Source organism: Streptomyces sp. NPDC027189 (genome assembly GCF_055566975.1).
This window is the reverse complement of the sequence record NZ_JBVHRI010000039.1, coordinates 1-24,030: the sequence shown is the minus strand read 5'-3', so window position 1 is coordinate 24,030 and position 24,030 is coordinate 1. Positions and strand designations below refer to the sequence as shown.

Sequence of the window (24,030 nt, the reverse complement as noted above, 5' to 3'; positions counted from 1 at the left end):
GGAAGTGGCCATGACCACGCACACCGAACTCGCCCCGCACAACTCGGCGTTCGCCGCCCTGTACGCGCAGGTGCAGCAGTTTTACGCGCGCCAGATGCAGCTCCTCGACCGCGCCGAGTCAACGCGGTGGGCGGACACGTTCACCGAGGACGCCGTCTTCGACGTGCCGACCCTTGCGGCGCCCGTGCGCGGCCGTGTCGGCCTGGCCGCGGCGCAGCCGCCGAACTGGCGGAGGCGGGCGATCGGCACCGACTTCATGGGCATGTTCGACTTGACATCCTCCCCCTCCTAAAAGAGGGGGATTCCAACCCAGGTGGGTTGAGGTTCACGGATACTCGAACGGCTGGTGGCCGCTGTCAGCCCTCCGGCACCGGCTGATCGCCGGGGGCGGGGAATCCCGCCCTGTCCTGCCGCGACGTTGGTTGCTGCGTTGGTGTCTGCGTTGCAGGTGAAGCCGCAGAAGGAGCAGACGAACTCGGCTTGGCTCTTGCGCGAGTTCTTGTCGATCCATCCGCAGGCGGAGCAACGCAGGGAGGTGTAGGGGGCGGGTACGTCTTCGACCCGGCCGGGGGCCTTGTGCTCGGTGCGCTGCCGGAGCAGGCCCCAGCCCTGCGCGAGGATCGCCCGGTTCAGCCCGGCTTTCTGCTTGACCTGCTTGCCGGGCTGCTCGGCGGTTCCCTTGGCCGAGCGGGTCATGTTCTTGATGTTCAGCTTCTCGAACCGCACCAGGCCGTAAGTGCGGGCCAGCATCGTGCTGGTCTTCTCGCACCAGTCCTTGCGCCGGTCGGCTTCACGTGCTTTGAGCTTGGCGACCTTGGCGTACTCGGCGGTCTTCTGCTCGCTTCCCTTCGGGGCGCGTGCGGCACGTCGCTGGTGTTTACGGACCTGCGCGCGTTCCTTCACGGTGAGCTGCGGGCAGTTCAGCTTCCGCCCGTCCGACAGGGCGGCCGTGATTTTCACGCCCCGGTCGATACCGATGACCTCGCCCGTACCGGGCGCCTCGACCGGTAGGGGGATGACCGCGAACGCCACGTGCCACTGGCCGTTGCGCAAGGTGACACGGAAAGTCTTCGCCTTGGGCAGTTCGGGCCGGGTGAGCCTAAAGCGGACCCAGCCGCAGCCGGGCACCTTGACCTGAGCCCACCGGCGGTTGAGCTTGTGCACCACCACCAACCGGCCCATGACCTGCTTGCCGGTCTTCGCGTTGAGCTTGGCGCTGCCGTCATCGGTCAACTCCGGCACCCGGTCGGTGCCGATGACGCGGAATCCCTCGTGCCGGTACTTCTTACGCCAGGTCGGCTCACCGAACCCGGAGGTGAACCTGGCGTTCTTGGCCTTGGCGAAGTCGTTCAGCGCTTGCTGCTGAACGTCCGCGTTCCCGTTGCCGAGCCACTCGTTGTCGCGCCGGGCTTCGGTGAGTTGCCTGCACTGTTCGGCGAAGCCCGGCGCGGCCTTGCGGCCCTGGTACCAGTGCGAGTGCTGCTCGACGGCGAGGTTCCACACGTACCGGGCGTGCGCGCAGTGCAGGAGCATCTGCTGCTCCTGCTGCGGCGTCGGGTACATACGGAACCTGACATGGGACCATTTTAGCTCGATGATGGTCCCATGAAGCATGTGAACCTGAGACTCCCCGACGATCTGCACGAGCAGGCCAAGGCCGCCGCCGAGGCTGACGACCGCTCCCTGAACTCATGGCTTGTATCGCTCGTACGCCGCGCTGTCGCGGATGGTGAACACCGTTCCGCCCAGGGGGCGTAACGGCTACCTCTGCCCCGCTACGCGGGAGCGGGCATTCACCCCGGCCCCGAAGGACCGGGCACCCTGCCCGGAACCCGGCGGTGGAGCGCCCGGACGGCGCCCCGGAGGTGCGCTGCTGCACGACCGTCTACGCCTCGGTGATCGGCGGCGTCTCCCGCGTGCACCGGGTGTGCGTGTGCGAGGACGTGCTGGTGCGCGGCGCCGGCGGACAGCTGCTCGTGTCGACCCGCAAGGTCACCCGGGACGACCTCGGGTGAGAGCCGGGGCCTGCGTGTTCAGGCCAGGCAGCAGGGCGGCCCGCCGTTGGCCTCGATCATGTCGTCGAGGGCGGCCTGCCGCTCGGCGATGGCCAGCGGGGCGTCGGCGGGCAGGCCCTGGAGTTCGGCGTAGGCGCGGCGGAGGTTGGCGGACAGCCGCTCCGGGTCGAGGAGGTCCGCGTAGTGTCCAAGGTGTGCGCCGCGCGCCGTCTCCAGCGGGGTCAGGCCGGCCCGCACGCCCTCCTCGGCGAGCCGTTGCACCAGGTGCAGATAGCCTTCGACGGCGTCGAACACCTCGGGGCCGCACAGCGGTCCGTGACCGGGTACGACGGTGGTGGCGCCGAACGCGCGCAGCCGTTTAAGCGCCGCCAGGGATCCGGCGATCGAGCCCATCAGGCAGAAGGGTGTCACCCCGTTCATGGCGAGATCACCGGTGAACAGGACCTTCTGCCGGGGCAGCCAGACCACCGTGTCGTTGGAGGTGTGGGCGGGCCCGACGTGCTCCAGGTCGGCACGGATCGCGCCGACATGGAGGGTGAGGCGGTCGCGGTAGGTCACGGTGGGCGGCGCGAGTTCGATGCCGCCCCACTGAACGTCCGGCCACAGGCCCGTCAGGTGCAGTCCGGCCGCCATCATCTCGGTGCGCGTGCGCTCGTGGCCGATCACGACGGCCTCGGGGAAGACGAAGTTGCCGAAGGCGTGGTCGCCGTGGAAGTGCGTGGTGACGACGGCGCGCGGCGCCGTGGGGTTCAACTGCAGTGCGGTGGCTCGCAGATGGCGGGCCCGGGCCTCGGTCGCGGTGGTGTCGACGAGGGCGCTGTGGCCGCCGGAGACGATGATGCCCGCGTTGTTCAGGCACCAGCCGCCGGGCAGCTGGAGATACGCGTGCACGCCTTCGGCGATCTCGGTGGCCCGGCCGGCCGGGGCGACGGCGCTCACCGGGGTGCGGACAGTGGGGCTGGGGCGCAAGCCGTCTCCTCACGCAGTTCTCGGTGCTGGCGAGCCTGCTCCGTCCACCTCGCAGCGCGGTGGACAGCGGCCGAACCCGCCCTGCACGAGCGGCTCTCGACCGGTTGTCGACCGATACCTAAGACCGTTGCGGCCGAAGCCGGTCCACCGGATCCACCGAGTGAGGGAGCCCGCATGAGCGAGCGCCGCCGATGGCCGTCACGTCTGCTGCGGCAGGTCTGGTCCGGGCCTGTCGCCCTGGGAATGCGCCACGCGGCCGGTGGGATGAACCGCCCGCGCACACCGGACGCGTTCTTGGCGCAGCCTGCCCAGGGCCACCCGGAGCGGCTGCGTGCGGGTGTGCCGCTGACGTCGCTGGAGCTGGCCCTGACGCGGGAGCTGGACATCCGCTGGCGTTCGCGCGCCGAGGGCTGAGGGCGGTCGGGCGGATCCGTCCTCGGGTGGACGGGGACGGATCCGTGGGCGATCCGCGAGGTGAGGGGGCTCGGCGGTGCCGGCCGCCGCCCGCTTCCACGGGGATCGCGGCGGCGGCGGCCGGCGCCTTGACCGCGGCCGGTTCGTCCCGGATCCGCCGGCCGCCGGGCTTGAGGATCTCGCCGTGGACGCCGCAGCGAGGGCGGCCGGCTTCGGCAGGAGCGTGATCCCGGGGCGCAGCGCAGCAGCACGCCCGGGGCGGGGCCGGCCGGGCCCGCGCCGACGCCGCAGACGTCGGCGCGGGCGGTGGCGCGGGTGGTGGCGTTACGCTCCGCATGCCCGACCCGGGCAGTTGGCCGGGTGTGCCCGGTCGTGGCTCAGGCCACGGCCCGGGCGGCGGACAACGCTCCGTTGACCAGGGCGAGGAAAGCGCGCGGCGTGTCGGCCTCCTCGAGTGCGTCCTCGTCCACGGTGATCCCGAAGTCGCGCTCGATGTGGCCGGCGGTCTGCAGGAGTGCGAGCGAGTCGTAGCCGATTTCCATGAACGGGACGTCGATGACGTCGCCGTCCAGGTCGACGCCCTCTCCCTCGCCGGCGCACTCGCGCAGCAGGGCCTTCAGGTCGCTGAGTTCAAGGCGGTCCATGATCTCTCCGTTTCGGTTGCGGCTGTGGGAACGAGCGGGTCAGCGGGCGGGGCAGGAGCGCCGGGCAGTGACGCTGAGGACGGCCCGTGTCATCGGTGCGCCCTCACCGGTGTCCTCCGGCCGGTTCGGGTACGGGCGCGGTGCGGCGCGCCACGCGGCAGGCACGCCCGATGAGCCGGGGCAGCTCCGGGCCGCGTACGAAGAAGTGGTCGCCCGGCACCGTGCGGCGCACGAGGCGATCGCTGGTCCACTGCTGCCAGCCGTCCAGTGCGGCGGGCCCGACCACGGGGTCGTCGCGCCCGCCGACAGCGAGCACGGGCACCGGCAGGGGGCCTCCCGTGGCGTCGTCCACAGCGGCGGCGCGCAGCGCGCGGGCCAGCTTGAGGTCGTCTCGCAGCACGGGCAGGACGGTGCGGTGCCAGACGCTGCCCCGCTCGGCGAGCGGTCCGTCGGGCGCGGCGCCCAAGTCGCCGACGAAGCCCAGCAGTTGCTCGTCGGTGGTGATCTCGCCCGGTGCGGCAGTGCGGGCGGCGGTGTGCGGGGCGGGGCAGGCCCCGACGGCCAGCAGCGCGGGACCGGGCAGGCCGGCGTCGAGCAGGGCACGGGTGAGGGTGTAGGCGACCATGCCGCCGAGGCTGTGCCCGTACAGCGCGTACGGGCCCTGGTCGGCGGCGTCGGCGAGTCGGCCGAGCAGATCTCCCAGCAGCCCGTCGCGATCTGTCGCCCGAGGCTCACGCCGCCGGGTCCCACGCCCCGGGAGCAGCAGGGGGACGACGTCGGTGCCGGGGCCGCAGTGTTGCTGCCAGCGGCCGAAGCTCGACACCCCGGCGCCGGCCTGCGCGAAGCAGTACAGCCTTACGTCCATGGGCCGAGCCTCGCCGACACCTCTGGAGAATGGCTTGAACCGGACGGCCCGTCAGGCGGCGTACAGGTCGAACGTGGAGGAGCGGCGCGGCCCGCGCAGGACGTCGAGCTTCGGGTCGACGGCGAGCATCGCGTGGTGCAGGCGCTGCAACTGCGGTGCGGGTTCGACGCCGAGCTCCTCGATGAGCCGGCTGCGCAGCCGGTGGTAGACGCCGAGCGCCGCCGCCTGCCGGCCGGAGCGGTAGAGCGCCACCATGGCCTGCGAGTGCAGTCCCTCGTGCTGCGGGTGACGGGCGATCAGGTCGGTGAGTTCGGCTATGACCTCGACATGCCGGCCAAGGCGCAGATCGGCGTCGATGCGGCGCTCACGGGTGACGAGGCGGCTCTCCTCCAGCCGCATGACCTCGATCGACAGGATGGGCCCGACGCGCACGTCGACCAGCGCGGCGCCCTGCCACAGGTCCAGCGCTGCCCGGTAGGCGGCGGCCGCCTGCTCGTCCTCGTCCTCGTCGGAGGCCTGCTGCCCCTCGGCCACCAGCCGCTCGTACTCGCGCACGTCGACGGCCTCGGACGGTATCTGCAGCAGGTAACCGCCGTGCCGGGTGGCCAGCACGTCCTTGGCGGCGCCGGGCACACCGGGCCCCATGGCCGTGCCCAGCCTGCGGCGGAGCTGGAGGATGTACGTCTGCAAGGTGGTGAGCGCACTCTGCGGCAGCTCGGTGCCCCAGATCTCCTCCATGAGCGTGGGTACGGGCACGACCCGTCCCGGGTAGAGCGCGAACAGTGCGAGGATCTGTCGTGGCTTGGCCGCCGTCGGAACGATCGACATCCCGTTGACGGCGGCACTCAGCGGACCCAGAACCTGAATCTTCATGGTCTCCTCCGTACCGGTATCCAATGGGCGTCGATTTTGCGCCGCACAGAGAATTCTTGTCTTTTCTTCACAAGCCGGGGACGAGACGAACCGTAGCCGCCCTCAATCTTTCGCAGCGTCATCTTCCAGGCGCCTTCGAGCAGTTCTCCACGTATCTGTTCCTGACACGGCACTGACACAGGACTGACCCTTTCGGCAGGGCGCCCTGCAGCGCCTTCCGGAAAAGTCGGAGCGCTATTAGCTTCCCGTTCATGGATACCCGTGCGAAGCGTGATGTGCCGACAGACGCGGATCCCCTGACCCGGCACTTGCTGCGTCAGATGGCCGCCCGTGCCACGCGGCCGGAGCTGCCCGAACTCCCGGACGACGAGGCGGAGGTGGACCACGGGCCGGATGCGATCCACACGATGCGGCTGATCGCCGCGTGGCACCGGCGCGGAATCGAAGCGGGCTTTCCCGAACTGATGGCACGCCCGCGCTTCGCCACCGGCGGGAGGTGATTGCGCGCCCCGACGACGGCACGCGCCGCCTGAAGGCGCCCGCGCCCGCGGAGAACGCCCGGCTCCTCGCCTCAAGGCCTCGCACACGCCTCCTTGAGAGACGCTCGCGTCCGCCCCGCAAGCGCCCCGATCCGTCTATGGTCCGGTAACCGAAGAGCTTTTCATGGTTTTCCGGTAAGCCGGAAACGGATCACGGGAGGGAGCCCCATGGAATTCGGCGTGAACTTTTTCCCGGCCATCGACCCGGCGCGGAAGAGTGCGAGCACCTATTACGACGAGAGCCTTCAACTGGTCGAGCTTGCCGAGACACTGGGATTCGAGCACGTCCAGACCGGCGAGCATTACGGCTCCGCCTACGGCGGCTACAGCCCCGACCCGGTCGTGTTCCTGACGGCAGCGGCCGCGCAGACCACCCGCATACGGCTGGTGACCGGCGCGGTCATCTCGTCGTTCGCCCACCCCGTACAGACCGCCGCACGCCTGGCACTTCTCGACAACCTCTCGCACGGCCGCCTCGACGTCGGCTTCGGCCAGGGCTTTCGGCCCGAGGAGTTCGAACTGTTCGGCGTGCCCATGGAGGAAAGCCGCACCCGCTTCACCGAGGCCGTCGACGCGTGCATCGCCCTGTGGAGCGGCCAGGAGGTCCGCTTCGAAGGCGACGTGCACCGGTTCGGCCCGGTGACCGGCTTCCCGCTCCCCTACCAGCGCCCGCATCCGCCGGTGTTCGTCGCATCGGCGACCAGCGCCGAGTCGTGCGCGCGGGCGGGCACCCAGGGCCACCACCTGCAGATCGCCCCCTCGCTGACCAGCCCTCAGCAACTGGCGGAGATGACCACGGCCTACCGCGCGGCGCGCCGGGCCGCGGCCCACGAGGGCCCGGGGCGCATCCAGATCAAGTACACCTGCTATCTCGGCAAGAACCGGGACGTGGCCCTGGCGAACGCCCGTACCACCGAGCGCAACCACGTGGAGATGATGGCCGGCGCCGTCGCCTCCCGGGCGAGCGCGCGCCCCGCGCGGCACCCGGTCCACGAGACGTTCGCGCACAAGGCACGCGCCTACGACTTCGACAAGGCGCTGGCCGACCACGAGGTCCTGGCCGGCACGCCCGACGACGTGCGCACGCAGATCGAGACGATCCGCGCCTGGTACGGCTCCGACATCTGCCTGAGCCTGCAGTTCAACCCGGGACATGTGCCCTACGGGCGCGCCGTGCGCGCCATGGATCTGTTCGCCGCGGAGGTCGCCCCCGCCTTCACCGACGCCGACCCGGCCGTGACCGCGACGGTGGCCGCGTGAGGGGCGCTGACATGCACGGCACACAGCAGCACCCGCGGCTGCCCGTCGTCCGGCACTGGCCCGGCAACCATCCCGCCCGGCTCATGGACGCGCCCGGCGGCGGTCGGCTGCCGGGCCCTTCGTCCGGCGAAGAGGTGACCGGCCGCGTGCAGGGCAAGGAGCAGGCGTTCCCCCTGGACTTCACCGTCCCCGACCGGCTCGAGTGACGCGCGAGGAAGATACGAGGAAGAGATGCAGTTCCGCATTCTCGGTCCCGTGGAGATCCGGGACGAGCGAACCGGCCTGAAGATCCTTCCCACGGGCGCCAAGCAACGCGCCCTGCTGGGCGCGCTCGTCGTGAAATCCGGGCACGTCGTGTCCGTCCACCGGCTGATCGACGAGCTGTGGGGGGAACACCCGCCCGCCAACGCGACGAACGCGCTGCAGGCGCATGTGGCCCGGCTGCGCCGCCTTCTGCCCATGCCCGAGCCAGGGTCGGGCGAGCAGCACCACGAGTGGATCGTGACGCGCTCGCTCGGCTACGTCCTGCGCCTGGGCCGGAACACGACCGACGCCAAACAGTTCCACGAACTGGCCGCCCAGGGCCGGGCCGCCGCCGCGGACGATCCGCAGCACGCGGCTGAACTGCTGCGCGCCGCCCTGGCATTGTGGCGGGGCCCCGCATTGGAGGGCAGTGTCCGTGGCGACATCTGCGCGGCCGAGGCGGCGCAACTGGAGGAGATGCGGCTCACCGCGTTGGAGACGCTGTACGACGCGTGTCTGCGCGCGGCCCGGCACGACGAGATCATCGGCGAGCTGGAGGAACTGACGACGGATCACCCGATGCGGGAGCGGTTCCACGACCTGCTGATGGTGGCCCTCTACCGGTGCGGACGCCAGGCGGAGGCGCTGAGCGTGTACGACCGAGCGCGCAAGCGCCTGGTGCGCGAGCTGGGCGTGGAGCCGGGGCCCGCTCTGCGCGACCGGATGGACGCGATCCTGCGGCACGACCCGGGCCTGGCAGCACCAGGGGCGGTCGAGCGCATGGCGTCGGTGCACCCGATGCCGTTTCCGGCCCTCACAGACGTGCCGGCCGGGGCCGCCGGGCCCGACGCGACGGTGCTGAGCCTGAGCGGGGAGATCGCCCGGCTGCGGCATCACATAGAGCGGCTCTCCGTGGAGCAGGATGCGTTGATGCGCCGGTTCGACCAGCTGGTCGCGCAGCGGGCGGCGGGCCAGTAGGCACGGCGCATCCGAGGGCGGGGCAGCCCCCCCTGCTCGCACGCCGCGCCGCTACCACAGTCGGCAGGGGCCGTCTCGCGGGCCAGGTCCTCATCGCTGCGGTGACTCCTCCCCCGGATGAATCCGGGGGGCTTGTCCTGTCGGTGGCCAGGCCACGTCGGGAAGGACCAGCCCGGCCCTGATGGCGACGTCACCCTTCAGCCGGCAGTCGCGCAGGATCTTCCAGTCCTTCATGCGGGCGAAGACGTGCTCGACACGGGCACGGACCCGGCGGTGTGAGGAGGTGTTGTGCTCCTCCTTCCGAGCCGGCAGTTCCGCCTGCCCCTTCGCGCGCCGGTGCGAGATGACCGGGCCAGTGCCCCGATAGCCGCCGTCGGCAATCACCGTGGTCCTACCGACGGCCGCCTTGGCCCCGGACAGTTCCCACGCCTTGCAGTCGTTGCGGTTGCCTGGCAGGGGTTGGCCGACCGCCGACCACCACGACCAGCCGGGTGTCCGCGTCGATGACGACCTGGTGGTTGGTGGAGTACCGATGATTCATCGACTGCTCTGCGACCCGGTGATCACGGGTCGGCACGAGGGTGCCGTCCACGATCAGGACGGCGTCCTTGCGGAACCGCCGGCGCGGCTGGAGTGCGAGCAGCGGACCGAGTTGGCCGATGATGCGGTTGGCCGCGGATTTCGAGATCCCCAACAGCGGGCCAGCTGGCGCAGCGTCAGGTTCGTCCGCCAGTACGCGGCAACCAGCAGTGCCCGGTCCTCCAGTGACAGGCTCCACGGCCGGCCCCGCCGCACCTCATCGACACCTTCGCGGCGCAGCGCGGTCACCAGCTTGGTGAAACAGCGCGGGCTCACCCCGGTGAACGGGGCTGTCCAAGACGGCTCCGACGCCGTGATCACACCAGCCACACCAAGATCATCTCACGTGCGGCCGGCGCCCGTTGTAGCATCACGCGCCGCAGGGACGGGGCGACTGATGGTCGGCCGCCCCTACGGCGCACCATTCCCGGCGGAAGGCAACTGCGTGGAGACAACGGAGCGGCGCTCCCCCGTGGGAAAGAAAGCCGAGTACAGCGCGGCCGAACGTGCGGCCCGCGTGGTGCTCGCCCTGCTGGGCGCACACCTGGTCGGCGAGGTACGCGCCCAGCTCGCGGCGCGTCTGCCGGAAGACTTCGCCCTGATCCTGCTCAACCCGCTGCAGAGCGCCGAGCCGCTGCCCCCGGAGCGGTTCGTGCGCGCGGCCGCGGCCTGGATCGAAGGGGCCACCGACCAGACCGCGGCCTGGGACGTCAGCGCCGTCCTGTCCACGGTCGCCGACGCCACCGGCGACGACCTCCTCAAGGAGATCCTGCTCCAGCTCCCCGCAGGCTACGACCTCCTCTTCGGCCGCCCCCAGCCCACCTGACCACCCACCCCGGTGACCGCACACCGGCCACCACGACCTGGTGACAGAAAGGCAACCACCGCAGTGATGTCCCACCAGAGCGCACCGCTCCAGCAGCCCTACGGGAGGGCGTACGAGCACATGCTGGAAAAGGTCCGCTACGAAGGCGCCTACCCCACCCGGGAGAAGGCCGAGGAAGCCGTCCGCCTCGTCCTTTCGGGACTGGGACGCCAGCTGACCGGCGACGAACGCGTCGAACTGGCCGCCCGCCTCCCCGTCGAAGCCGCGCGCATCCTCACCGCCCAGATCCCCGACACCCAGCCGCTGGGCGGCTGGGCCTTCGTCAAGGACCTCGCCGCCCACACCGGCGCCTCCCTGGGCACCACCCGCTGGGACACCGGATCCGTCTTCTCCGCCGTCGCGGCCTACGCCGGCCCCGACCTCATCACCCGCATCCTGCGCCAGCTCCCCTCCGGCTACGCGCTGCTGTTCGGCCGCGCCGAACTCACCCAAGCCGCATAGGCAGGCCGCGCCTTTCCGGCGCCACAGCATGCCGGTGACCGTGACGCGTACACGCGCAGCAAAGACTGCACAGCGCGTCACGGTCACCGGCATCATGCTGACGCGGCCAGGGCCGCCATGAGGTCCGTCACCGACGCCGGAAGCACCTCTCATACGTGCTCCGAGGATCGCAAACAGGCACTGATACCGCGTTGGCGTGTGTCTCAGGAAATCCGCTACGGAGAAAGAGTGCCCCCCTCCCTCCCGGAAGGGGGATCACTCGGGAGGGAGGGGGTGCCTGGGTCCGGCAACGGCCGAGGGGTGCCTGGGTCCTGCAACGGCCGAGCGGTCAGCCCACTCGGGCGACGAGGCGTCCGGCCGCACTCTCCGGCCCGGCCGTGAGGGTGGGCTCGGGGTGGGCCATGAGGATGGACCGCTGGAGCCTGCCGAGCGCCGTCGACGGTTCCAGGCCCAACTCCCTTACCAGGGTGGTGCGCAGGCGCTGGTAGACATTGAGGGCCTCACCGCGCCGGCCTGAGCGGTACAGCGCGAGCATGAACTGGCCGTGCAGGCTCTCGTGCATCGGGTACCGGTTGACCAGCACGGTCAGTTCGGACAGCAGTCCTCGGTGGTGGCCGAGCCGCAGGTCGGCCTCGATGCGCTGGTCGAGGGCGCACAGGCGGGTCTCCTCCAGCCGGCTCACCTCCAGGGTGATCTGGCTGCCGGCCTGGACGTCGGCGAGCACGGTGCCGGTCCACAGCGACAGCGCGTCGCGCAGCCGCTTGGCGGCACCGGCGTAGTCCTCCGCGTCCATGGCCCGGTAACCGGCACCCGCGCGCCGTTCCAGTTCCTGGAAGTCGAGGGTGCCGCCGCGGGTCTCCAGCCGGTAGCCGCCCGGCAGGGTGACCAGGATGTCCTTGGCCGTGGTCTGCCCCTCGCCGCCCCGCACCAGCGCCTCGCCGATGAGCTCGCGCAGCTGCAGGATGTAGGTCTGCAGCGTGGTGCGGGCGCTGCGGGGCGGATTCTCGTCCCACAACTCCTCTATCAGCGTGGACACCGGCACGACGTGGTCCGCGTTGAGCGCGAGCAGAGCCAGCACCTGCCGGGGTTTGGGCGCGGTCGGCGCGATCGACATGCCGTGCTCCCGCACCGACAGCGGGCCCAGTACTTCGATGTCCATGGTTTCTCCCCTGTTGGGTGCAGGCAGGTCAGCGCGTGCAGGGTCAGCGCGTCGGCAGCGGAGCGGGCGTGCTGCGGCATCTGGCCCGACCCAATAAAAAAACAGCACGGACGGTTTGTCAATCCGGTTGGGCAGTCCTCTTCTCCCCACCCGCTCTCGATCACGCCGGGAGCACCCGCCACACCTCGCCCGCGGCCCTCTCTCCGCGCACGACCGTCACCCGTCTTCCATTGCACCCGGAACGAGATCTCTTCACGCTCCGGCGGCGCGCGCGGGCGAACAGCGCGGCACCCGGCCTCCAGTCGACGACACCCCTGCTCCGGCAGCGACCCGCCCAGGCACAGCAGCACATTCGCCGTCCATGGGATGCGAGGCGAATCACCGACCGCCGGGCCGACAGCATCGTCAAGTCCAGGAAAGACACGTGCGCCATCCTGGATGCTGTTCTCATTTGCAATCTTTGAGCCGTGCGCGAGGCAGGAGCTGGCGCCTGCTCGGTCCCGGCCCCGCAGACCCTGGCCCCCCGGGACCCCACGGGCCATGTCGACAGCCATGGCGCGCCGGGGCCCACATAGAGGATGACCATCAAAGGCGACTGATTCCCCCTCGAACCAGACCGCTCAGTCTGTTCGGCGTGTCGCCAACTAGCTCTGCGGTGTCCGCCTCGGACACGAAGACTCGGCCTGCGCGCCACGGCGCCGCCTCCGCGCCGCACTGTGCTCCCGCTGCTCGCTCCGCAGCGCCCGGGCAGGGCCGTGGCCGACGGCGGCACGGCGGCGTTCGAGATGCTCTTCGAGCAGTTGCGCGACAGGCTCGAGGAGCCCACCACGCCGAACTGGCCCCTGTCTGCGCCGAGTTGTCCGCCCACCCGCGGTGAGGGCCAGGACGGCGGTCCTGGCCCGACGCAGCATGCTGCGGGCCTTGAGCGGCATCTCTTGCTTCGTCGTCTCTTGCTTCGTCGCAGGGTTGACATCTCCCCCAGCTGAAGCAGGGGGATTCTTCCCCCGCGGGTTGAGCTTTCTGCTTCTCAGACAGCAGCTGCTCCGCATCAACGGCGGGGGATGTTGGTACGCCCAGCAGTCTTACGCCGGCTCCACAGACCTGACATCCCGCCAGCCCAGCGGTAGGCCCGGCCGGCTTGGCTATCACCGGCCGGGCCTGGCATCTCTGCTGCATCCGCGGGCAGTTGCTGGTGGACGACGATCCGCCCCGGCGGCGAAACCTCTTCCCCTGCCCTGCTGCGCAGGAGTCCGTTTCCTCCCCGGCCTGAAGGCTGGGGTATCCACGGAGGAATCCAGATGACGATGCCGAGGCCGACGACCCCGCGCAGGACGAAGCGGCCCACGCTCCGAAGCAGCCCAGCGCTCCGGAGCAGGCGCCGCGCGCACTGCCCTGCGAGCGGCCGGTGAACTGCAGGGTGCGCACTTTCGGCGCCCTGGACCGGCCCGCCGGGAAGGCGGCGCGCACGGCCTTCGGCCGCGGGGTGTCCCCGTCGTCAGGGCCCCGGGCGCGCCTGCGGGATGCCGGCGCCGCCGTCTTCGCCCCTGGCGTTCTGTGCGCCGCGTGTCGTGCTGCCCTCTGCCCGCAGATGTCCCAGGGATGACGGCGCGGCGAGCCGCGGCAGCAGCAGCCGCCAGAACTGGGTGAGCGTGCGGTACGAGAGCCATTCGGGGTTCTGCGCTCCCAGCACCTCGAAACCCACGGTCGCCGCGACGACGGCGATCACCGCGTCCCGCGCCACCACCGCTTCGGCCAGTTCCCCCTCACCGTCGGCGCGCTTGAGCGTCTCCTCGACCCACTGCCTCCACTGGAGGCGCAGGTCCCGTTCGCCGGCGTAGACGTGTTCGGAGCAGAGGGTGAACCCGGCTCGCAGGACGGCGTCGTCGCGGAGCGTGCCGGCCAGGGCGTGCGTGGCGTCCACCAAGGACTGCAGGGCCTTGCCCTGCTCCTGCTCGCCGTGCAGCGTGATGCGGGCCAGCCGGTGCGCGGCGGCCTCCTCGACGGCCTCCGCGAGGGCGGCCTTGTTGGCGAAGTGGAAGTGCAGCGCTCCGTTGCTCACACCGGCCCGGCTGCTGATCGCGGTGAGTGACGCCGTGCTGTAGCCCTCATGGTCGAAGACCATGGCGGCGGACTTGATCAGCGCCTCGCGCGTGCGCAACGCGCGTTCCTGTTTGACCATCAAGGTGCTCCGTTACTGCGGCGGGTTGCCGTGCTTGCGGGACGGCAGGTCGGCGTGCTTGGTGCGCAGCATCGCCAGGGACTCGACGAGCACCTCGCGGGTCTCGGCGGGGTCGATCACGTCGTCGACCAGGCCCCGCTCGGCCGCGTAGTAGGGGTGCATGAGCTCGGACTTGTACTCCTTGACCATGCGCGCCCGCATGGCCTCGGGATCCTCGGCGCCGGCGATCTGACGGCGGAAGATGACGCCTGCGGCACCCTCGGCGCCCATCACGGCGATCTCGTTGGCGGGCCAGGCGTAGGTGAGGTCGGCGCCGATGGACTGGGAGTCCATGACGATGTACGCGCCTCCGTACGCCTTGCGCAGGATCAGCGAGATCCGCGGCACGGTGGCGTTGCAGTACGCGTACAGCAGCTTCGCGCCGTGCCGGATGATCCCGCCGTGCTCCTGGCCGACGCCCGGCAGGAAGCCCGGCACGTCGAGGAGGGTCACCAGCGGAATGTTGAAGGCATCGCACATCTGGACGAACCTGGCCGCCTTTTCACTGGCCTCGATGTCCAGCACCCCCGCGAGGGACTGGGGCTGGTTGGCGACGATGCCGACGACCTGGCCGTCGAGGCGGGCCAGCGCGCAGATGATGTTGCGCGCCCAGCGCTCGTGGACCTCGAGGTAGTCGCCGTCGTCGACGAGCTCCTCGATGACCTTGGCCATGTCGTAGGGACGGTTGCCGTCCGCCGGAACCAGGCCCAGGAGCACGTCGCCGCGGCGGTCGGCCGGATCGGTGCTCGCCACGCGCGGCGGAGTCTGGCGGTTGTTCTGCGGCAGCATCGACAGGAGGTAGCGGACCTCGGCGATGCAGGTCGTTTCGTCGTCGTACGCGAAGTGGCACACGCCCGACGTCTCCGCGTGGACGTCCGCGCCGCCCAGGCCGTTCTGCGTGATCTCCTCACCCGTCACCGCCTTCACCACATCGGGACCGGTGATGAACATCTGCGAGGTGTCACGGACCATGAACACGAAGTCCGTCAGCGCCGGCGAGTAGGCCGCGCCGCCCGCGCACGGGCCGAGCATCACGCTGATCTGCGGGATCACGCCTGATGCCTTGGTGTTGCGCTGGAAAATGCCGCCGTAGCCCGCGAGCGCCGAGACGCCCTCCTGGATGCGGGCGCCCGCACCGTCGTTCAGCGAGACCAGCGGCGCACCCGCCGCGATGGCCATGTCCATGATCTTGTGGATCTTCGTGGCGTGGGCCTCGCCCAGCGCGCCGCCGAAGATCCGGAAGTCGTGCGCGTACACGAAGACCGTGCGGCCCTCGACCCTGCCCCATCCGGTGATCACACCGTCCGTGTACGGCTTTTTCGCCTCCAGGCCGAAGCCGGTCGCACGGTGCCGGCGCAACTGCTCGACCTCATGGAACGACCCCTCGTCCAGCAGCAGCCCGATGCGCTCACGCGCCGTCAGCTTGCCCTTCGCATGCTGCGCCTCGGTCGCCTTCTCACTCGGCCCGGCCACCGCCTGGGCGCGGATCGCATGCAGTTCCGCCACGCGCCCGTGCGCATCGGTGGGCTCCGTCTCGGGCCGTGCGAGGGCAGTCGTCATCGCCATGTCAGGTCCCCTCCTGGGACAAGGCCGAGGAGGTCCCGCCCCGGGTCCGTACGCCAACATTAACAAACCGCTTACGCGGTTTAAAGTTACTTTACTCAAGAGTCACTCGAGGCGGGGCTACCGCCAGCTGCCCGGCGGCACAAAGCCTTCGGGCCGCCGCCACCAGGAGGACCCGGCTTCGGCGAGGCCGCCGTCCGCCCCCTCGCGCGCACGACTGAACGCGAGCAACACCGCCGTCAGGGCGGCGAGTTCGGTCTCGTCCGCCTGCCCGCGCTCGACACGGAGCACGGTTTCACCCCTGCTCATCGATCGCCCCCTTCCCCAGGACATGGGGCCACCGTCGACCAGGACACTCGAGAGCCGCTTTGGTCCTGCTCGAGGTCCGGCCGAATCCGCCCCGAAGGCGACGGCCGGGACTCGATGCCCCAGCTCACGGGCCACACCAGGCGGCACCCGGCGTCAGCCGTCCGCCGAATCGGAGCAAACTGCTCCATTTCCCGCGGGCAGGACCTCGCGGATAAGGCTAGAAACTAAACCGGGTGGTCTGTATCTTCCTGGCTCAGCGAGCAAATCTGACGCCAGGCCAACGCAGCTCAGGGGGCAGCATGTCCGTGACCACGTTCCGCACCGAGCCCGCTTCGATCGCTACGGCGCCCGTGCCATCTCCCGGCACCGCCTGCGCCTCTTTCACCGGCACCATCCGGCGCTTTCCCTCTTTGACCACCACGGTGCCCAAGGAACTCGTCCATCGCGCAAGCGTCGCCGAGGTACTGCTCACCGACTGGGCGCGCACGGACGACGCCCACTTCTCCGTGACCGCCCAGTGGCCCCGCGGGCACAGCTTCTTCACCGCGGTCCAGGGCCGCCACGACCCGCTCATCGCCGCCGAAACCTTCCGCCAGGCGGCCATTCTGCTCGCACACGCGGAGTTCGGCGTCCCGCTGGACCACCACTTCCTGATGTGGAACCTCACGGTCGACGTCCGCCCCGAGCACCTGGGCATCGGCACCGCACCGGCCTCGATCGACATCGAGATGAGCTGCCGCGACATCACCTGGCGGCGCGGCATTCCGGCGGGCATACGGTTCGAGGCCGCATTCCGGCGCGGCGGCCAGATCGTCGCGACCGCGTCCGGCGCCTGTACGTGCACCACGCCCGCGGTCTACCGGCGGCTGCGCGGAAAGCAGCTGGCCGGAGCGGAGCGCCCGCTGCCTCTGACCGCCCCCATGGCACCGCAGAACGTGGGCCGCACCTCAGCCACCGACGTCGTCCTGTCTCCCACCAAGGAGCGCCGGCGCTGGCTGTTGCGCACGGACACCCGCCACCCCGTGCTCTTTGACCACCAGGTCGACCATGTACCCGGCATGGTGCTGCTCGAGGCCGCCCGACAGGCCACGGTCGCGACCCTGGGCCAGGCCGCCTTCCCGCGGCACATGGCGAGCGAGTTCAAGCGCTACGTGGAACTGGACGCGCCGTGCGTGGTCGAGACCTGCCGCCTGCCCGACCGCGCCGGACGGGGCCTGGTGCTCGTGAGCGCGCACCAGGAGGGCTCGCTCGTGTTCTCGGCCACGGTGGGCGCGGACTCTCAGCTCCCGTGAGCAGCGGGTCCGTGCTGCCCGGGAGCGCAGGCCGCGTCGCGCCTGCCTCCCGGCCCGGCGGCCTTGAAGGCCCCCAGGTGGTCGCGGACCCAGTCGCGGTAGGACCCGGCCGGCCGGCCGGTCACTTCGGACACCGTGGGCTCCACGCTCTCCTTCGCACTGGCCTGCTGACGCCGCGCACTGTCCAGCAGAGCCTCGACGACAGCCCGCGGGTGACGCCGGCTCAGCAGCGCACGGGCCGCGTCCGGTTCGAGTTCCTCGAAGGCCAGCTCCACACCCAGCTGCCGCCCCAGCTCGGCTGTCTGTCCCGCCGCCGTGACCGCCTCCGGTCCGGTCAGCGTGTAGGCACGGCCCACGTGGCCCTCCTCCGTCAGGGCGCGGACCGCGACGTCCGCGACATCCCGCGGATCGACGCAGGCGTTGCGGGACGTGCCGTACAGCGCGCGCACCACGCGTTCGTCGCGCACCGAGGACACCCACGACAGGGTGTTGGACATGAAAGAGCGAGGACGCAGCAGCGTCCACTCCAGGCCGGAATCGCGCAGCAGGTCCTCGGTGGCGCGCTGCCACCGGGTGATGGCGTCGTCCGCCCCGGGATCCGTCACGGCCGCCGCGGACAGCTTCACCACGCGCCGCACCCCGGCCGCCCGCGCCGCCCGGAGGAACCGCTCGTCGTCGTCGTGGGTGATACGGCTGGTGAGCAGGAACGCCGTCCTCACCCCGGCGAGCGCGCGGGCGAGCGAGGCGTCGTCGGTGTAGTCGCCCGCGACGACGTCCGCGGACGGCGGCGCCCCGACCACACGTGCGGGAACCCGGGCAAGGACGCGGACTTCCCGGTCCTGGGGCAGGCGGCGGACCACCTCCCGCCCTGTCGTTCCGGTGGCTCCGGTCACGAGGATCATGGTTTCCCCTTCTCTTAGGCGCCATGACTTAACAAAACTCCCCACATTCCTGAGCTGCAGGAGGCTGCGCGCCATGCCGAAAGCTGTAATATACAAACTGGACGGTTTTTTTAGATCGGGTCGTGGGGCTCGACATTCACTGTGCGGAAGGAGGCCGGCATGGCGAAGCAGGATCGGGCGATCCGCACTCGGCAGTCGATCCTCTCGGCGGCGGCCAGCGTCTTCGAGGAGCGCGGCTATCAGGCGGCCACCATCAGCGAGATCCTCACAGCGGCCGACGTGACCAAGGGCGCGCTGTACTTCCACTTCCCCTCGAAGGAGCACCTGGCCCAGGGAGTGCTGTCCCAGCAGGACGGGGAGACGTCCATCCCGCGCGCCTGCAAGGTGCAGGAACTGGTGGACATGGGGATGCTGCACGCCTACCGGCTGCAGACCGACCCGATGGTCCGGGCCGGCGTCCGCCTCTCGCTCGACCAGCAGGCTCAGGGCCTTGACCGCAGCGGCCCCTTCGTACGCTGGGCCGACTCGATTCGCGAAACCCTCGCGGCGGCCCAGGAGCAGGGCGAACTGCTGCCCCACGTACGCCTGCACGACACCGCCGAGGTCATGGTGGGCGCCTTCGCCGGCGTCCAGGCCATGTCCCAGGCCGTGTGCGACTACCAGGACCTGCAGCGCCGCATCTCCGATCTCCTGCGCCACCTGCTGCCCAGCGTGGTGCTCTCCTCCGTGCTCGCCTCGGTGGACCTCGCCGAGGGCAGGGGCGAGAAGGTCTTCAACGAACTGCAGGAACTGCGCCGGCAGGAGAATCTGACGGCCGCGGTCGGCTGACGACCGCCGAGAGTCCGTTTCCCGCCCTTCGGCCGGGTCCCAGATACGCCCTCAGGGTCGCATCCAGAGCGTCGCCGTCCGCGGCCCAGGCGATGTAACCGTCGGGCCGCACCAGCAGCGCGTCACAAGGGATCTTGGCCGTCGGCGCGGCGTGGACGACGCGTACGGCTGCGGACCAGTCCAGCGCCTGTTCCGCATACCGACTGCCCCGTTCCCCGAGGAGCAGAAGCACCGGCCCCGGCCCGCGCAGCAAGCCGATCACATCGGTGCGCCCCTCCCCCGTGCTCAGCGGGACATTGCGCAGAAACCTTCCTTCCCAGGCCGAGGAACACCCGGTGCGCGAGGACAGCACCGTGTCCTGGGCACTGATCATGGCGCCGAGACCGTTCTCCGCTCCCCCGGTCACGAGATCGCCGAACAACGCGCGCAGCGGGTCGAGTTCGGCGCCCGGCCGCATCAGGGCGAGCTGGGCGCGCGTGTTGTCCAGGACCCGCTGCGCGGCCGGTCTGCGCTCCTGGTCGTAGGTGTCGAGCAAGCCCTCCCCCGCGCTGCCCAGCACGGTGAGCGCCAGCTTCCAGCCCAGGTTGACGGCATCGAGGAGTCCCGTGCTCAGCCCCTGGCCACCGATCGGAAAGTGCACGTGCGCCGCGTCACCGGCCAGCAGGACGCGACCGACGCGGTAGGTCCGGGCCAGGCGGGAGAAGTCGCTGAACCGGCTCAGCCACCGCGGTTCGGCCATGGCGATGTCCCGGCCGGCGATCCAGGCAACCTCGCGGCGCAGTTCGTCGAGGGTGAGCGGCCGGTGCCGATTCCCGTGCGTCCCCCGGCAGTTGAGCGTGCGCAGATGAACCGCGCCGTCCGGAGCGTCCTTGGCGACGATCCAGCCGCGCCGGGTGCGGTGCCAGCCGGCACACAGCGCACCGGGCTGCTGGAGACGGACGCGGCCCATCATCGCCGACACGGTCGCCGGATAGGTACGGCTGCCGATCCCCGCGAGTTCGCGCACCGTGCTGCGCGCACCGTCCGCCCCCACCAGATACTCGGCCCGCCAGCTCAGGCACCCCCGCGGCCCGCGGGCCGCGAGGCGAACCGCGTCGTGCTCCTGGCGGACGTCCGTCACCGACACCCCCCGCAGTATCCGCGCGCCGGCGGCACGGGCCCGCTCCTCGAAACGCTGCTCCAGCTCGGCCTGCGCGCACTTGAGGACGGGCTCCGGCTCACCGTCCGGAGCCGAGATCGCCAGTCCGGGAATCCCCGCGAAATGGAAAGCACTCGTCATGGCACCACCCGGCGACACCAGGCCCCCGAGGTGTCCACGGCGGACCAGACACTGCACCGACCGGGCATGCAGCGTGGTCGCCTTGGGTCTCAACGACACCGTGGTGCGCGCCTCAACGACCAAGGTGCGCACTCCATGAGCCGCCAGCTCGGCCGCCAGGCACATGCCGACCGGCCCCCCGCCGACGATCGCTACCTGCACATGCATACGACTCGACACTCGTCCCCCTGCCGTTTCATGCCCAACAGCCATGCCCCACGTCAAAATAAACCGGGTGGACGGTTCTTTACAAGTTCCCGGCGCACATCGACGTCCTGTCCGAAAACTGATCCGGAATCTACAGGGGCCGGGTGATCCCCGTGCCCGAATCGCCGACGCCGGCGGCTCCCCCTCCGGGCGCCCTCTCCTGCGGCCTGTGCCCGGAGGAGAGAGCGTGCCCGGATGCCAGGGGCCCCGGCCGGGGCCCCCTGGCATCCGGGCCCCCGGGCCCGCCGTCACGGCCGTGCGGCAGGAGCCGGAAGACGCGGCGGCGAACAGTGCCCGATGACCGCGCCGGCCTGATCCGTGCGCCGAGCCGCGCGCAGCCGGCCATGCGGCCCTCGCGGTGGCGAGCGGGTTCGCCGCGGCGGGGGTCAGCGATCAGCGCAGGGACCGGCAAAACGATCGGCACCAGCCCCGGCGGATGGGCCCGTTCGCCGACCCTGAGGTGTCCGTCCGGACGGGTTCCACCAGGGCGGCAGCCGCTCGACCTCCGCCGGCGCGCTCAGCCTGCGCACCAGTTCTGGCGGCGGCGCGCCGCGCGACGACCGCAACCTGCGCCTCAGCTGCCTCCGTTCTGGCTTGCGGCCGACGAGGTTCCAGAGTCTGCGGCATCGAACCAGCCAAGAGCGCCCATGGCCATGAGGCTCAACGTCATCCAGGCAACGAGCACTCCACCGCCGTACAGCACGGCACCCGGCACAAGGGCGCCGTTCGCGTAGGAGAGAACGCCCGCCACAACGCCGGTGAGCACTGATGAGACGAACGCCAGAACCACGAGCAGCGCCCGAGTACCTGAGGGGGTGAAACGCACTGGTCGAACCCTTCGGTAAGGGTGGTCGACCATCGGCGGGGCAGGCAGCCTCAGCTCGACCACCTTGCGATGGCCTGCTGAGACCTAGCGTCAGGACTCATCTTCGCCAAGGCGCCCTTCCCCCAAGGGACGCTCGAAAACCGCGCCTTCGGCCCCCGAGGCAACTCCCCGGGCAGTCAGCTGGGTTGGCAGGTTCCTCAACGACCCCCGCAGCCGTCGCCTCACCATCCCGGCGTTACGGCAGCGCCCCATTTCTCATGATCGCCACATCATCCGAGTGGGGCACGGCAGGCTGGGCAGTGGCCACGGCCGCTGCCCAGCGCCGGTGAAGGGGGATACGGGTCTCTCCCGGCGTCCGAGGCGGCAGGGCCCATCGCGGGAGCCGCCTCGTGGTCGGCGCCTTCTGCGCGTCGTCAGGCGACGCGGAGGATGCTCTTGCCATGGGTTGCGCCCTCGGCGAGGCGCTGCACGGCAAGGGCCAGGTCTGCCAGGCCGTACTCTGCGGTGATGTCCACGCGCACCCGGCCGCCGGCGACGAGGCCAAGTGCACAGCGGACACTGTCGGCGAGCCGCTCGGGGTGGGTCTGGCTGAGCAGGCTGCTGTTGTAGGTCACGAGCGATGTGCCGTGCATGAGCAGGTCGTTGGTGTTGGCCAGGACGGGTTCGTACGTGCTGAGGTTGCCGTATGCCACCAGTCGGCCGTGCTCTGCCAGCTGCTTGAGGCTGGTGTGGCGGGTCGAGCCTGCGACCGGGTCGAGGATCACGTCGAACTTCTCGTCGCCGAGCTTGGCCGGGAATTCTTCGCGCAGCAGGAGCTGGTCATAGCCGAACTGGGCGGCGTAGTCGGCCCTGAGGTCGTTGCCGACCACGCCGACGATCCGGCCGGCCCCGGCCAGCCGGGCGAACTGGGCGGCGAGCGTGCCCACTCCGCCGGCGGCTGCGTGGATCAGCACGCTCTCGCGGGGGCGCACCTGCGCGGCGGTGTTGATCAGGTCGTAGGCGGTCGGTGCGCCCCACCCGAGACCTGCGGCCGTCCGCAGCGGCATGTCGCCGATGCCCAACGTGAGCGCGGCGGGCGCCAGGACCACCTCGGCGTAGGCGCCTGCCGTGGTCAGCGCAGTGACCGGCTCACCGACACGGCGTGCGTCGACGCCCTCGCCGACCGCGGCGACATGGCCGGAGGCCTCGAAGCCGGGGACGAAGGGACGCCGCACGGGGAAGTGGCCGTCCCGGACCATGGTGTCGCCCCACTGGATCCCGGCGTAGGCGACGCGGATCGCCACCTGGCCGGGGCCAGGGGTGGGCTCATCGAGTTCGGCGACCCGGTAGCGGTCATCGGCGTCGAGAAGGACAGCCTTCATGGTTACAGCCCCCTGTGTTGACTCAGTATCCTTACAGTCGAGAAACGGTAGTTATATAAGGTTCCTGAGTCAACCCATTAACCTGTCAATGGAGGGGGAGCACGCGGTGGAAGCCCCGATCGAGGATGACCTCTGCACCCGGATCAGGCGGTCGGAGCAGGCGCTGATGGCGCACCACGAGGCAGTGCTGCGCGCCTACGGGCTGACCATGACGCAGTACACCGTGCTGCTGATCCTCTCGCGCGAAGGCGGCAGATCCGGCGCCCAACTGGCCCGCTCCTGCGGGGTGACGCAGCAGAGCATGAGCAGCGTGCTGACCAATATGGAGACCAAGGAACTCATCCGCCGCGAGACGTCCCCGGTGCATGCCAAGGTGCAGATCGCCACCCTCACCGATGAGGGCCAGGCGCTGCTGGACCGCGCCTACCAGGAGGTGATCATCCTTGAGCGCGCGCTCACCGACGCGTTCACGCCCTCCGAACACGCCGCACTCTGCGAACTCCTGGAACGCGCCACCACCGTCCTGATCCGGCAGACGCGCCACGCGACAGCCCCGCCCGCCACCTGAGCCCGCGGCCGCCACCCACTGGCGGGGGCCCTCTTCCCGACAGCCCGGCGCAAGGCCGCCCCACCCAACGGCTTCAGCGACCCGGCCCAGGTCCGCAAACCGGCTCCCCAACTGCCTGATCAACCCCCGAAGCACTTCCGGAGCCGACCCCGAAGCGTGCGGCGGGGCGCGCCGCGGTCACTTTCCGGCGATGCGGGTGGCCAGGCGGGCCAGCAGGGGAACGCAGTCCCGGAGCCGCTGCTGCTCGCTGGGGCCGAGTGCGTCGCCGATGGCGGTGTTGAGCCAGTCGGCGCGCTGTGCGCGCTCCTGCCGGAGGCGGGCGCGGCCGGTGTCGGTGATGTGCAGCAGGAGCTTGCGGCCGTCACTGGGATGCGGTTCGGCGCGCACCAGGCCGTTGCGGAGGAGTTCTTTCACGGACTTGGCGGCCGACTGATGGGTCACGCCACGCCGGTGCGCGAGCTCGGCCGTGGTCTGCGGGGCGCCGCGGTCGAGGTGGCCCAGGACGGCGGCTTCTCCGGAGGGCATCGTGTCGGCGGCCCGCACGGCGCGGACCAGTTCCCCGATCGCCTGCCGCAGGTCCTCAGCCAGCGTGTCGTCGTCCATGGCCCCATCCTACCCATGTTCTGAAACCTATGTGTACAGTCTGGTTGTATAGTTTGGGAAGGGATCAAGGAGACCCACCATCCGATATCTAGCGAGGGGACCCGCGCCTTTAGGCGTGGGGGGAATCGCTTCTTTGGGCTGCTCTGACCTCAACTGTGTTTACGGATCTG

At 70.5% G+C, this 24,030-nt stretch carries 28 protein-coding genes and 1 pseudogene; 13 read left to right on the top strand and 16 right to left on the bottom strand.

Annotation, left to right across the window (positions count from 1 at the left end; all coding sequences use genetic code 11):
• The first annotated feature begins 10 nt into the window (after positions 1 to 10).
• Positions 11 to 292, top strand: coding sequence for a nuclear transport factor 2 family protein (locus ACZ4RZ_RS45855; protein ID WP_467753514.1), 282 nt, complete (start codon positions 11 to 13; stop codon positions 290 to 292).
• On the opposite strand, the gene ACZ4RZ_RS45850 is transcribed toward ACZ4RZ_RS45855, so the two are convergent.
• The gene (locus tag ACZ4RZ_RS45850) at positions 289 to 1,614 is read right to left on the bottom strand and encodes an RNA-guided endonuclease InsQ/TnpB family protein (RefSeq protein ID WP_467753513.1); all 1,326 of its coding nucleotides are present in this window, start codon (positions 1,612 to 1,614) and stop codon (positions 289 to 291) included. The two genes, ACZ4RZ_RS45855 and ACZ4RZ_RS45850, sit on opposite strands and share 4 nt — an antisense overlap.
• Here ACZ4RZ_RS45850 and ACZ4RZ_RS45845 point away from each other — a divergent pair.
• Positions 1,606 to 1,758, top strand: a complete 153-nt coding sequence (locus ACZ4RZ_RS45845; protein WP_467753512.1) for a YlcI/YnfO family protein — start codon at positions 1,606 to 1,608, stop codon at positions 1,756 to 1,758. The genes ACZ4RZ_RS45850 and ACZ4RZ_RS45845 overlap by 9 nt on opposite strands.
• Positions 1,759 to 1,838: 80 nt before the next feature.
• The gene (locus ACZ4RZ_RS45840; RefSeq protein WP_467753511.1) at positions 1,839 to 2,015 is read left to right on the top strand and encodes a hypothetical protein; all 177 of its coding nucleotides are present in this window, start codon (positions 1,839 to 1,841) and stop codon (positions 2,013 to 2,015) included.
• 18 nt (positions 2,016 to 2,033) lie between these two features.
• Here the strand turns inward: ACZ4RZ_RS45840 and ACZ4RZ_RS45835 are convergent, their stop codons facing one another.
• Positions 2,034 to 2,984 (bottom strand): MBL fold metallo-hydrolase, encoded by a 951-nt coding sequence (locus ACZ4RZ_RS45835; protein WP_467753510.1) that lies wholly within the window; start codon positions 2,982 to 2,984, stop codon positions 2,034 to 2,036.
• Positions 2,985 to 3,158: 174 nt separating this feature from the next.
• On the opposite strand from ACZ4RZ_RS45835, the gene ACZ4RZ_RS45830 reads away from it, so the two are divergent.
• The gene (locus ACZ4RZ_RS45830) at positions 3,159 to 3,398 is read left to right on the top strand and encodes a DUF6059 family protein (RefSeq protein WP_467753509.1); all 240 of its coding nucleotides are present in this window, start codon (positions 3,159 to 3,161) and stop codon (positions 3,396 to 3,398) included.
• 377 nt (positions 3,399 to 3,775) lie between these two features.
• Here ACZ4RZ_RS45830 and ACZ4RZ_RS45825 read toward each other — a convergent pair whose 3' ends face one another.
• The 3 genes from ACZ4RZ_RS45825 to ACZ4RZ_RS45815 form a co-directional block, all read right to left on the bottom strand.
• The gene (locus tag ACZ4RZ_RS45825; protein ID WP_467753508.1) at positions 3,776 to 4,042 is read right to left on the bottom strand and encodes an acyl carrier protein; all 267 of its coding nucleotides are present in this window, start codon (positions 4,040 to 4,042) and stop codon (positions 3,776 to 3,778) included.
• 103 nt (positions 4,043 to 4,145) lie between these two features.
• Positions 4,146 to 4,907 (bottom strand): thioesterase II family protein, encoded by a 762-nt coding sequence (locus ACZ4RZ_RS45820; protein ID WP_467753507.1) that lies wholly within the window; start codon positions 4,905 to 4,907, stop codon positions 4,146 to 4,148.
• A gap of 51 nt (positions 4,908 to 4,958) precedes the next feature.
• A complete protein-coding gene (locus tag ACZ4RZ_RS45815) occupies positions 4,959 to 5,780 on the bottom strand; it encodes an AfsR/SARP family transcriptional regulator (protein WP_467753506.1) in 822 nt (273 codons plus the stop codon).
• A gap of 251 nt (positions 5,781 to 6,031) precedes the next feature.
• On the opposite strand from ACZ4RZ_RS45815, the gene ACZ4RZ_RS45810 reads away from it, so the two are divergent.
• The 4 genes from ACZ4RZ_RS45810 (at position 6,032) to ACZ4RZ_RS45795 (ending at position 8,800) form a co-directional block, all read left to right on the top strand.
• On the top strand, positions 6,032 to 6,280 hold the full coding sequence (locus tag ACZ4RZ_RS45810) for a hypothetical protein (protein ID WP_467753505.1): 249 nt from the start codon (positions 6,032 to 6,034) through the stop codon (positions 6,278 to 6,280).
• A gap of 219 nt (positions 6,281 to 6,499) precedes the next feature.
• On the top strand, positions 6,500 to 7,579 hold the full coding sequence (locus ACZ4RZ_RS45805; protein WP_467753504.1) for an LLM class flavin-dependent oxidoreductase: 1,080 nt from the start codon (positions 6,500 to 6,502) through the stop codon (positions 7,577 to 7,579).
• 11 nt (positions 7,580 to 7,590) lie between these two features.
• Positions 7,591 to 7,785: a hypothetical protein gene (locus tag ACZ4RZ_RS45800; RefSeq protein WP_467753503.1), complete on the top strand. Its 195-nt coding sequence runs from the start codon at positions 7,591 to 7,593 to the stop codon at positions 7,783 to 7,785.
• Positions 7,786 to 7,810: 25 nt separating this feature from the next.
• Complete coding sequence (locus ACZ4RZ_RS45795; RefSeq protein WP_467753502.1) at positions 7,811 to 8,800, top strand: AfsR/SARP family transcriptional regulator; 990 nt, start codon at positions 7,811 to 7,813, stop codon at positions 8,798 to 8,800.
• Between the two features lie 90 nt (positions 8,801 to 8,890).
• On the opposite strand, the pseudogene ACZ4RZ_RS45790 reads toward ACZ4RZ_RS45795, so the two are convergent.
• A pseudogene (locus tag ACZ4RZ_RS45790) lies at positions 8,891 to 9,709 on the bottom strand (transposase).
• Between the two features lie 142 nt (positions 9,710 to 9,851).
• Here ACZ4RZ_RS45790 and ACZ4RZ_RS45785 point away from each other — a divergent pair.
• Both ACZ4RZ_RS45785 and ACZ4RZ_RS45780 read left to right on the top strand, forming a co-directional pair.
• Positions 9,852 to 10,205 carry a DUF2267 domain-containing protein gene (locus ACZ4RZ_RS45785; protein WP_467753501.1) on the top strand — a complete coding sequence of 118 codons (354 nt, stop codon included), beginning with the start codon at positions 9,852 to 9,854 and terminating at the stop codon, positions 10,203 to 10,205.
• 66 nt (positions 10,206 to 10,271) lie between these two features.
• Positions 10,272 to 10,706 (top strand): DUF2267 domain-containing protein, encoded by a 435-nt coding sequence (locus ACZ4RZ_RS45780; RefSeq protein WP_467753500.1) that lies wholly within the window; start codon positions 10,272 to 10,274, stop codon positions 10,704 to 10,706.
• A 328-nt stretch (positions 10,707 to 11,034) separates the two neighbouring features.
• Here the strand turns inward: ACZ4RZ_RS45780 and ACZ4RZ_RS45775 are convergent, their stop codons facing one another.
• The 4 genes from ACZ4RZ_RS45775 to ACZ4RZ_RS45760 form a co-directional block, all read right to left on the bottom strand.
• Positions 11,035 to 11,865, bottom strand: a complete 831-nt coding sequence (locus ACZ4RZ_RS45775) for an AfsR/SARP family transcriptional regulator (RefSeq protein ID WP_467753499.1) — start codon at positions 11,863 to 11,865, stop codon at positions 11,035 to 11,037.
• A 1,495-nt stretch (positions 11,866 to 13,360) separates the two neighbouring features.
• Positions 13,361 to 14,044 (bottom strand): ScbR family autoregulator-binding transcription factor, encoded by a 684-nt coding sequence (locus ACZ4RZ_RS45770; protein WP_467753498.1) that lies wholly within the window; start codon positions 14,042 to 14,044, stop codon positions 13,361 to 13,363.
• A 12-nt stretch (positions 14,045 to 14,056) separates the two neighbouring features.
• Positions 14,057 to 15,649, bottom strand: a complete 1,593-nt coding sequence (locus ACZ4RZ_RS45765; RefSeq protein ID WP_467753497.1) for an acyl-CoA carboxylase subunit beta — start codon at positions 15,647 to 15,649, stop codon at positions 14,057 to 14,059.
• A gap of 117 nt (positions 15,650 to 15,766) precedes the next feature.
• Complete coding sequence (locus ACZ4RZ_RS45760) at positions 15,767 to 15,955, bottom strand: acyl-CoA carboxylase epsilon subunit (protein ID WP_467753496.1); 189 nt, start codon at positions 15,953 to 15,955, stop codon at positions 15,767 to 15,769.
• Positions 15,956 to 16,254: 299 nt separating this feature from the next.
• On the opposite strand from ACZ4RZ_RS45760, the gene ACZ4RZ_RS45755 reads away from it, so the two are divergent.
• Positions 16,255 to 17,247, top strand: a complete 993-nt coding sequence (locus ACZ4RZ_RS45755; protein WP_467753495.1) for a ScbA/BarX family gamma-butyrolactone biosynthesis protein — start codon at positions 16,255 to 16,257, stop codon at positions 17,245 to 17,247.
• Here ACZ4RZ_RS45755 and ACZ4RZ_RS45750 read toward each other — a convergent pair.
• Positions 17,235 to 18,149, bottom strand: a complete 915-nt coding sequence (locus tag ACZ4RZ_RS45750) for an NAD(P)H-binding protein (RefSeq protein ID WP_467753494.1) — start codon at positions 18,147 to 18,149, stop codon at positions 17,235 to 17,237. The genes ACZ4RZ_RS45755 and ACZ4RZ_RS45750 overlap by 13 nt on opposite strands.
• Before the next feature lie 159 nt (positions 18,150 to 18,308).
• On the opposite strand from ACZ4RZ_RS45750, the gene ACZ4RZ_RS45745 reads away from it, so the two are divergent.
• Positions 18,309 to 18,977: a ScbR family autoregulator-binding transcription factor gene (locus tag ACZ4RZ_RS45745; RefSeq protein ID WP_467753493.1), complete on the top strand. Its 669-nt coding sequence runs from the start codon at positions 18,309 to 18,311 to the stop codon at positions 18,975 to 18,977.
• On the opposite strand, the gene ACZ4RZ_RS45740 is transcribed toward ACZ4RZ_RS45745, so the two are convergent.
• From ACZ4RZ_RS45740 to ACZ4RZ_RS45725, 4 genes are all read right to left on the bottom strand, one after another.
• Complete coding sequence (locus ACZ4RZ_RS45740; protein WP_467753492.1) at positions 18,922 to 20,463, bottom strand: FAD-dependent monooxygenase; 1,542 nt, start codon at positions 20,461 to 20,463, stop codon at positions 18,922 to 18,924. The two genes, ACZ4RZ_RS45745 and ACZ4RZ_RS45740, sit on opposite strands and share 56 nt — an antisense overlap.
• A 130-nt stretch (positions 20,464 to 20,593) precedes the next feature.
• Complete coding sequence (locus ACZ4RZ_RS45735) at positions 20,594 to 20,926, bottom strand: DUF6009 family protein (RefSeq protein ID WP_467753491.1); 333 nt, start codon at positions 20,924 to 20,926, stop codon at positions 20,594 to 20,596.
• Positions 20,927 to 21,076: 150 nt separating this feature from the next.
• Positions 21,077 to 21,328 carry a hypothetical protein gene (locus ACZ4RZ_RS45730; RefSeq protein ID WP_467753490.1) on the bottom strand — a complete coding sequence of 84 codons (252 nt, stop codon included), beginning with the start codon at positions 21,326 to 21,328 and terminating at the stop codon, positions 21,077 to 21,079.
• A gap of 413 nt (positions 21,329 to 21,741) precedes the next feature.
• Positions 21,742 to 22,689 carry a quinone oxidoreductase family protein gene (locus tag ACZ4RZ_RS45725; RefSeq protein ID WP_467753489.1) on the bottom strand — a complete coding sequence of 316 codons (948 nt, stop codon included), beginning with the start codon at positions 22,687 to 22,689 and terminating at the stop codon, positions 21,742 to 21,744.
• A gap of 106 nt (positions 22,690 to 22,795) precedes the next feature.
• On the opposite strand from ACZ4RZ_RS45725, the gene ACZ4RZ_RS45720 reads away from it, so the two are divergent.
• Positions 22,796 to 23,257, top strand: coding sequence for a MarR family winged helix-turn-helix transcriptional regulator (locus tag ACZ4RZ_RS45720; protein WP_467753488.1), 462 nt, complete (start codon positions 22,796 to 22,798; stop codon positions 23,255 to 23,257).
• Positions 23,258 to 23,434: 177 nt separating this feature from the next.
• On the opposite strand, the gene ACZ4RZ_RS45715 is transcribed toward ACZ4RZ_RS45720, so the two are convergent.
• Entirely contained in the window at positions 23,435 to 23,860 is a 426-nt protein-coding gene (locus ACZ4RZ_RS45715) for a MarR family winged helix-turn-helix transcriptional regulator (protein ID WP_467753487.1), read from the bottom strand.
• Positions 23,861 to 24,030 lie beyond the last annotated feature (170 nt).

Bases quoted from the DNA above. Each gene is read 5' to 3' on its own strand.
- ACZ4RZ_RS45855 (WP_467753514.1), top strand. From the start codon at position 11: ATGACCACGCACACCGAACTCGCCCCGCACAACTCGGCGTTCGCCGCC.
- ACZ4RZ_RS45845 (WP_467753512.1), top strand. From the start codon at position 1,606: ATGAAGCATGTGAACCTGAGACTCCCCGACGATCTGCACGAGCAGGCC.
- ACZ4RZ_RS45850 (WP_467753513.1), bottom strand. From the start codon at position 1,614: ATGCTTCATGGGACCATCATCGAGCTAAAATGGTCCCATGTCAGGTTC.
- ACZ4RZ_RS45830 (WP_467753509.1), top strand. From the start codon at position 3,159: ATGAGCGAGCGCCGCCGATGGCCGTCACGTCTGCTGCGGCAGGTCTGG.
- ACZ4RZ_RS45825 (WP_467753508.1), bottom strand. From the start codon at position 4,042: ATGGACCGCCTTGAACTCAGCGACCTGAAGGCCCTGCTGCGCGAGTGC.
- ACZ4RZ_RS45820 (WP_467753507.1), bottom strand. From the start codon at position 4,907: ATGGACGTAAGGCTGTACTGCTTCGCGCAGGCCGGCGCCGGGGTGTCG.
- ACZ4RZ_RS45815 (WP_467753506.1), bottom strand. From the start codon at position 5,780: ATGAAGATTCAGGTTCTGGGTCCGCTGAGTGCCGCCGTCAACGGGATG.
- ACZ4RZ_RS45810 (WP_467753505.1), top strand. From the start codon at position 6,032: ATGGATACCCGTGCGAAGCGTGATGTGCCGACAGACGCGGATCCCCTG.
- ACZ4RZ_RS45800 (WP_467753503.1), top strand. From the start codon at position 7,591: ATGCACGGCACACAGCAGCACCCGCGGCTGCCCGTCGTCCGGCACTGG.
- ACZ4RZ_RS45795 (WP_467753502.1), top strand. From the start codon at position 7,811: ATGCAGTTCCGCATTCTCGGTCCCGTGGAGATCCGGGACGAGCGAACC.
- ACZ4RZ_RS45780 (WP_467753500.1), top strand. From the start codon at position 10,272: ATGTCCCACCAGAGCGCACCGCTCCAGCAGCCCTACGGGAGGGCGTAC.
- ACZ4RZ_RS45775 (WP_467753499.1), bottom strand. From the start codon at position 11,865: ATGGACATCGAAGTACTGGGCCCGCTGTCGGTGCGGGAGCACGGCATG.
- ACZ4RZ_RS45770 (WP_467753498.1), bottom strand. From the start codon at position 14,044: ATGGTCAAACAGGAACGCGCGTTGCGCACGCGCGAGGCGCTGATCAAG.
- ACZ4RZ_RS45765 (WP_467753497.1), bottom strand. From the start codon at position 15,649: ATGGCGATGACGACTGCCCTCGCACGGCCCGAGACGGAGCCCACCGAT.
- ACZ4RZ_RS45760 (WP_467753496.1), bottom strand. From the start codon at position 15,955: ATGAGCAGGGGTGAAACCGTGCTCCGTGTCGAGCGCGGGCAGGCGGAC.
- ACZ4RZ_RS45755 (WP_467753495.1), top strand. From the start codon at position 16,255: ATGTCCGTGACCACGTTCCGCACCGAGCCCGCTTCGATCGCTACGGCG.
- ACZ4RZ_RS45750 (WP_467753494.1), bottom strand. From the start codon at position 18,149: ATGATCCTCGTGACCGGAGCCACCGGAACGACAGGGCGGGAGGTGGTC.
- ACZ4RZ_RS45745 (WP_467753493.1), top strand. From the start codon at position 18,309: ATGGCGAAGCAGGATCGGGCGATCCGCACTCGGCAGTCGATCCTCTCG.
- ACZ4RZ_RS45740 (WP_467753492.1), bottom strand. From the start codon at position 20,463: ATGCATGTGCAGGTAGCGATCGTCGGCGGGGGGCCGGTCGGCATGTGC.
- ACZ4RZ_RS45725 (WP_467753489.1), bottom strand. From the start codon at position 22,689: ATGAAGGCTGTCCTTCTCGACGCCGATGACCGCTACCGGGTCGCCGAA.
- ACZ4RZ_RS45715 (WP_467753487.1), bottom strand. From the start codon at position 23,860: ATGGACGACGACACGCTGGCTGAGGACCTGCGGCAGGCGATCGGGGAA.